This is a genomic window from Campylobacter sp. US55, from assembly GCF_004378955.1.
Lineage (GTDB): Bacteria > Campylobacterota > Campylobacteria > Campylobacterales > Campylobacteraceae > Campylobacter_D > Campylobacter_D jejuni.
The window spans coordinates 1-5,532 of sequence record NZ_RYYF01000017.1 but is presented as its reverse complement, the minus strand read 5'-3'; the positions used below and the strand labels follow the sequence as shown (position 1 = coordinate 5,532).

2 protein-coding genes and 4 pseudogenes are annotated in these 5,532 nt (G+C 29.3%); all 6 read right to left on the bottom strand.

All coding sequences use genetic code 11. The annotated features are described in order from the left end of the window. Positions 1-1,325 (bottom strand): annotated as a pseudogene (locus ELQ07_RS08115) (ShlB/FhaC/HecB family hemolysin secretion/activation protein); the annotation flags it as partial. A gap of 321 nt (positions 1,326-1,646) precedes the next feature. Further along, complete coding sequence (locus tag ELQ07_RS08400; RefSeq protein WP_240692768.1) at positions 1,647-1,784, bottom strand: hypothetical protein; 138 nt, start codon at positions 1,782-1,784, stop codon at positions 1,647-1,649. A gap of 140 nt (positions 1,785-1,924) precedes the next feature. After that, a pseudogene (locus tag ELQ07_RS08395) lies at positions 1,925-2,249 on the bottom strand (hypothetical protein). A gap of 519 nt (positions 2,250-2,768) precedes the next feature. Then, positions 2,769-3,341: pseudogene (locus ELQ07_RS08390) on the bottom strand (filamentous hemagglutinin N-terminal domain-containing protein); the annotation flags it as partial. Between the two features lie 96 nt (positions 3,342-3,437). Beyond that, positions 3,438-3,704, bottom strand: a complete 267-nt coding sequence (locus tag ELQ07_RS08385) for a hypothetical protein (protein WP_134224982.1) — start codon at positions 3,702-3,704, stop codon at positions 3,438-3,440. Positions 3,705-3,713: 9 nt separating this feature from the next. Further along, positions 3,714-5,532: pseudogene (locus tag ELQ07_RS08290) on the bottom strand (hypothetical protein); the annotation flags it as partial.

Below are 5,532 nucleotides of genomic sequence, written 5' to 3'. Positions count from 1 at the left end.
AAGCATTGTTAAGATTGACATTGAGTTTAGCAAATTTTCCAAATTCTGCTCCACCTACTTTGCTTGTTCCTATACCTACTATAGTCATACCTTCATCTTTAACATTACCATAGCTTACATTAGCACTATAAGAAAAACTATCATTGCTAATGCCATTATAAACTCCTTCTATACCAAAGCTTATTGTATCAGAGCTTTTATCTATAGTCATGATATTTAATCTTGAATCACTAAGCTTTTTATGATAATAGCTTGAAGTTAAATAAAAAGAATTATAAGTTGTAATCCACAAAGGATATTTTAAATCTATACCTAGATTTTCAGAAGTTCCTATAAAGTCAAATTCTCTCCAAATTCCTCCTAAAGCATAGTTTCCTTTAGAATAACTTGGAGTGATTTTTAAATTCCCTAAGAAAGTAGTATAGCTTATATCATAGTTAGTTTGTGCTTCATCGCTTCTTTGCAAATAAGCATTAAGACTATCTCCTTGATGAGCTATGTTATTAAAACTCATACTAGCACCACCCCTATATCTGCCTGATTCTTTTATACCGTAATTATCCCCATAAAACAATACAGAAACAAAGCTATCACTAGGGGTAGTTTCTATCACTACATCTGTTTCACCTGGATTATCTCCTGCTTTTAAAGAAGCAAGGGTTTGTATGCCATACATTTCATTGACTTTATAAACTGCATCTTCTACTAATTTAGTAGTGATGATTTCACCTTTATGATTAGGTAATTTACTTTCTATAGCATAATCTCTTACACTAGAATTGTTTTGAACCACATATTTACCTAAAACACCTAAGGTGATATTGATTTGAATTTGATCTTTTAGTTCTTGTTGTGGGATATAAGCTGTAGCAGCAGGATAACCACTAACTTGAACATAATAAGAAATAATATTGGCTATATCTTGTAAGTCTTGAACTGAAATACTTTCTTTTTTGTAATCGTTTAAGGCTTCTTGTAAAACTTGCTCATCTAAACCTAGATCTTTAAAGTTTATGTTTTTATTGGTAATATGAAAGCTAAAGCTAACTTTATGAATTGATTCTTCTTTAGAAGTATTTTTTTTAAAGAAGGAGTATTTGAATTTGGGGTTTTAGTTTTTAAAGTATTATCATTAGACAAATTAGATTGATTTTTTTGAGTGTTGTTATTATCTTTTTGAGTGTTTTTCTTTGTGTTAGTGGTTTTTGAATTATTATCATCACTAGTATTAGAATGATCTATGATAATCACTCCATCTTTTACTTTTAAGTGTTATTGTAGTTTTTTAAGTTAGCATCTTCTTTATAAGGAGATTGTTCTAACATTTGTATGGTTTTTTTATTATCTTTAGTATCGCTAGCATAAAGGCTTAAGATAGCTAAACTAGATAGTAAGATAATGCGTTTCATTTGTGTTTTTCCTTTTTAATGATTTCATAAGATCTTGTTTTTAGATTTGGTTTTTAATCTTTTTTATTTTTTGCTTTTTCTGTTTTTATTTTTCTTTCTTTTTATCTTTTTATTTATCTTTATTTTTTGTATTTGTTTGATTGATTATCAATCTTTTTTGATTTTTAATCTTTAAATTTTGTTTGTTTTATTAATTTTTAACAAGATCCAAAAGGCTTTTAACCTTTTGGATTTTAATCATCTTGAGCAAAGATTTCCTGCTTTAAAATTATCCGATACTATACAAGCATTACCACTTTCTTGAGTACTGGCTTCATCTATACTTGCTTGTTTATCATCTTCATTGATATTTGGATCTTCATCTGTAGTTTGCATAAGCAAAGCTGTAGCAATGTCAGGTTCTTGTTGTCCTATGGTATCATTTGGGTTATTATTAGAACCGTTGTTGTTACCATTGTTAATACCACCTGAATCGGTTCCATCATTTCCGTTGTTGGAGTTGTTAGATCCTGAATTTATAATGGATACTGGCTTATAGTTTGCACTATATTTTCCATTGATTGTAAGATGACTAGTTCCATCTATACTTGCACTTGCTAAAGTTTTATTAGAATTTTCTAAACTAGAATTATTGCTAGCTGTAGTAGTTTGAAGAGCTGTTGTAGCTTGTTGTAAATCACTAGAAGCTTTATCGACAGCTTGTTTTAAACCTGCAAGAACTTTATCGCCATTATTGCCTGTTATACCATTTAAAGTGGTATTGTAAGCTTCAACTGCTTTATTATAAGTTTCTACAGCATCATCGTAAGTTTTTTGAATTTTTTCTTGCTCTTCGTTTATTTTAGGAATTTGAGAAAGAATTTCTTTTGTTTTAATAATAGCTTGATTGCTTTTTTCTAATGTAATATAATGAGAATTAAGAGCATTTTTTAAGCTTTCATTTTCACTTAAACTTGCTTGATTATATAAGGCGGTAGCAAAATCCATGCTTTGACTAATGTTTGCTAATTCATCACTTGAAAACTCTTGCTTGTTTTCTTTATAAAATTTATTCAGATTTTTAATATCTACATAAGAATTGATTTTTAATGCATCGAAAATCGAATTTATAACTTCGTTTGAGATGTCTGCTGAAGTGATGAGATTGCTAGTTTCATAAACTATATGATTTTTTTTAATATAGTCAGCAGAATTTCCAAATGTACTACCTTTTAGCATTCCATTGTTTGCAAAACCACCTTCATTGGCATTGTATACATTCCCATTAACCCATCCAGCATTCCAAAAACCATTAACAACACTTACAGATTCACCAATTAAAAAAACTATTCCATTTGATGAATCCCAATCTCCTACATTTCCATCTTTATCAAAATCAGCATATTGTTTAGCTACTATTCCAATATAATCACTTTTTATATATCCTGTGTTTATAATATTTCCCATATTAGGCTTAATTACAGGAGAAACGCCCTTCTTATATTCATATCCTGCAATATTTCCACTACTCGCAAACTCTTGCATCTCTTTATCCCCTATTGATGAAGCAGACAGAACAATTTTATTTGCATTAATACTTCCATCTTTACCCACTACTATACCATTAGGATTGATTAAAAAGATATTATTGCTTCCACCTTCTAGCTTTCCATCTATTGTAGAGCTTTTGGTTCCATAAGCAATGTTTAGGTAGTTTTGGTTAGTTTTTCCTTGTCCAAAATTTACAGTTTCACCCTTAGCTATATTAAAACCACCACCCCATTGGATAACAGAGTTTACTTTATTACCTGTAATATTCATGGTATTACCATTTACATTTATACTTCCACTTGTTCCATGAGTGAACTTACCCCCGCTTGGTAAAGCATAGCTTTGTGTAAAAAGTAACGAACCTACAACTAAAGACAAAGAAAGTTTATTTAACTTTTTCATGACTTGCTCCTTTTTGTAAGATTAAGATTTAAGAATCTTTTGTTTATATTTATAAAAATACAAGCAAAAGATTCCTATCTTTAAGATAGGAATGATTTATTTTATCTTTGCGTAAATGCTTTTGCCATCTTGAGATATTCTTACTTCATAAGAAAGTTTTTGTAAATTCATCTTTTTTAATCTATCTATAGAACTTAGTTTAAAATCTTCTTTGTTTTTTTGCATTTTTCCAATGAAGCTTTGAAGTTCTTCTTGATTTAAAGTATTAGAGTTTTCATCTATAAAACCTTGCTCACTTTGTAAGATTAAGATTTCTTTATTTTTAAGGTAGGGGTATTGCTCTTTGAGGGTATAAAGAGCCAATACTCCCTCGCTAGAAATATTAATAGGAGCATCGTATGACTTCAAAAAGGGGAGTTGTGTTGATTTTATTGGATACAATAAGATAATAATGCTCAAAGTTATTAATAATTCTAGCTTCAACTTTAGTATTTAAAATCAGTCTATTGTTTTTACTTAAACTGATGGCTGAAGGAGCTACAGCATTAGAAGCACTATAATTATCTTCATAATGCACCAACGCTCCTGCTAATATATCTATGAAAGTGTTTTTAAATATATTTAAATTCCCACCTATATAAGGTATTATTATAAGATTTAGCTTCACTTAAACCTGTAATGGCTGAAGGAGCTATAAAAATAGAATTGTTATTTTTATACTCATCAAGATTGAGATTGTTTATGATTAAGGTATTATCATGGGCATTGTTTGAAAGTCCAGCTATAATACTTAAAATTCCTTCTCTTTTATCTGAAGTTACACCAAATAAAGTATCACATTGATAATGATTTTATTATAAGCAGCTTCATTATAAGCCATAATCAAATAAGCATTATCAGCTGCATTAGAAGAATAGTTTTTTATATCTATGGTATTATGTTTGGCTTTATCTAAAGCTCTTATGATGATTTTAGAACCTTTATCTATATTACTTGCATCGGTAATGCTTTGAACATTGTTGTAATTTATAGTATTATAAGAGGCTTCTTTAGCTTCTGTTAATACAGTTAAATTTCTAAAAGAAGCAAAGTCTTTAATCACTACTTCATTGTTATTAGCACTACTAGGATAAAAGTCTTGATTATTAAGAATGTTTTTCTTAGCTGTATAAATGTATACAGGTAAGGTTGACATAGAATTATTGATATAAACTTTATTATAATCCGCACTGCCTTCTAAGGTTCTAGCAGCTACAATATTTAAAGCATCTTTATAGCTTTGAGAAAGATCGGTTGTGGTAAGATCGTTTTTAATATTAATGGTATTATGATTAGCTCCTTTAGTTGCAAAGCCACCATAAAAAGAATGTTGGTTATAACCTAAGAAGTTATTAGCGATTTCTAAAGGATGTTTTAATTCTATGTTTAAGGTATTATAATTTGCTTCTCCATTATTAGAAGCTCCTGCATAGAAGTTAAATAAAGCTTGAGCAAAAATGTTCTCATTGTTTTTATCTTTTTTTAGGTTTTTAATATCTTTTAAATTGATAGTATTATCTAAGGCTTGTCCTTGTTCGGTTTTTCCACCCCAAAAATCAGCAAATAAAACAGAATTATAAACTAGGGGCTGTTTATCATGGTTCATATACATATCAAGATTAAAACCATCTATGTCTAAAAGGTTTTTACTGACTTGAAAGTTTTTATCTGTTCCACTATCTATATAACCTGCGCTAATATGAGCAGCAGCTGAACTAGCATAAGTTTTGCTTGGACCATGGATAATCATATTAGCATCTTTGATAAAGATTTTATTGTTTTTTACATTACCTTGATAAGCTAAACCACCTACAAGGTGAGTGATTCTTTCATCAAAGGTATTATTACCATTTTTATCTTTTTTAGGTAAGGAAGTAAAAAACTCTACACTGCTACCTGCTTCTATATTTAAACTATTATTTGTAGAATCTCCATAAGTGGCTATAGCTCCGATTAAATAAGGAGCACCATTTAAGGCTAAATCATAAGTGTTCTCAACTCCCATACTAATATGGGCATCTTTTTGAAGTATGGTTTGGTTATAGCTTGCATTACCATAATGGGTAAAGGTAGAACTCATTAAGAAATTCATGTGTTGATTGCTTTTAGAATTACTAGGGTTTTTTATATGAGTATCTTTAGGTTTAAGATA

What these genes read in the sequence shown, in the direction of transcription:
- ELQ07_RS08400 (WP_240692768.1), bottom strand. Translation starts at nt 1,784, where the DNA reads ATGCAAACTACAGATGAAGATCCAAATATCAATGAAGATGATAAACAA.